Source organism: Streptomyces sp. NPDC002671, from assembly GCF_053592475.1.
In genome coordinates, this window is sequence record NZ_JBSFVU010000186.1 from 1 (window position 1) to 1,007 (window position 1,007).

Annotated in this window: 1 protein-coding gene and 1 pseudogene; both read left to right on the top strand. The window is 68.6% G+C overall.

Translation table 11 applies throughout. The features are described 5' to 3' along the window. Positions 1 to 60 precede the first annotated feature (60 nt). Positions 61 to 150 (top strand): annotated as a pseudogene (locus tag ACWD35_RS45630) (phosphopantetheine-binding protein); the annotation flags it as partial. A 42-nt stretch (positions 151 to 192) separates the two neighbouring features. Next, the coding region (locus ACWD35_RS45635) for a condensation domain-containing protein (protein ID WP_451357200.1) at positions 193 to 1,007 on the top strand (815 nt) is incomplete at its 3' end.

Here is a 1,007-nt window from a genome sequence, read left to right on the forward strand (position 1 = left end):
CGTGGGCCTTCGACGGTTCGCGAGGAGTTGCTGTGCGCGGCGTTCGCCGAGGTTCTCGGTGTGGAGAGCGTCGGTGTCGATGACAGCTTCTTCGCTCTGGGTGGTCATTCGCTGCTGGTGATCCGGCTGGTGGAGCTCCTGCGCACACGTGGTGTGTCCGTCTCCGTGCGGGCGCTGTTCCAGACCCCGACCGTGGCCGGGCTCGCGGCGGTGGCCGGCGTCGAGAGCGTCGTCGTACCGCCCAACGCCATCCCGGAGGGCGCGCAGGCGATCACGCCCGACATGCTCCCGCTGGTCGACCTGACCGCAGAGGAGATCGAGCGCATCGTCGCCACGGTCGGCGGCGGCGCGGCCAACATCGCCGACATCTACCCGCTGGCCCCGCTGCAGGAGGGTCTGCTCTTCCACCACCTCCTCGCCGACGGCGGCGAGGACGCGTATGTGATGTCGGTCACTATGGAGTTCGACTCGCGGACGCGGCTGGACGCCTTCACTGAGGCGTTGCAGCGGGTCGTGGACCGGCACGACATTCTGCGCACCGCCATCGTGTGGCAGGGCCTGCGCGAGCCGGTGCAGGTCGTGTGGCGGCATGCCGCCCTGCCTATCGACGAGATCGAACTCCACAAAGAGAGCACCGACTTGACGGGCGAATTGGTCGCCCGGGCCGGCCTCTCCATGGACCTGGACCGGGCCCCGATGATCCGGATGCTCAGAGCCGCTGCGCCGGACGGACGGTGGCTGGCGCTGCTGCACGTGCACCACATGATCCAGGACCACACCGCGAGGGACGTCATTCTTGGCGAGGTGGAGGCGTTCCTTGCGGGGCGGGGTGATGGGCTGCCGGAGGCGTTGGCGTTCCGTGATTTCGTGGCGCAGGCGCGTGGTGGGGTGGAGCGGGCCGAGCATGAGCGGTTCTTCGCTGGTCTGTTGGGTGATGTTGATGAGCCGACGGCGCCGTTCGGGTTGGTGGATGTGCGGGGTGTGGGTGCGGGTGTGTCGCGTGCGGT